This window comes from Neisseria sp. P0001.S005 (assembly GCF_051963715.1).
This window is the reverse complement of sequence record NZ_JBQCTZ010001063.1, coordinates 1-239: the sequence shown is the minus strand read 5'-3', so window position 1 is coordinate 239 and position 239 is coordinate 1. Positions and strand designations below refer to the sequence as shown.

The following is a 239-nucleotide window of genomic DNA, read 5'->3' as shown; positions in this document are numbered from 1 at the left end:
AATAAACACCGCCGATCATCAGCAAGGTAGTAAACATCGCAGTCAGGAAATCTGAAAGCAACAGCGCAAGCGGCAACAGAAACAGCTTGTTGACCAGAGAGCCTTTTGCCACCGCCCAAATAATCGTCAATTCGCGCTCGGCGGATACGCCGGTTACCTGATTGTCGTTGAGCGCCAAATCGTCACCAACCACCCCGGCAGTTTTTTTGGCGGCGACTTTGGTCATCATCGCTACGTCG

At 52.3% G+C, this 239-nt stretch carries 1 protein-coding gene; it reads right to left on the bottom strand.

From position 1 onward, the window contains the following. The coding region (locus ACTHSP_RS24065) for a DUF808 family protein (protein WP_440347232.1) at positions 1–239 on the bottom strand (239 nt) is incomplete at both ends.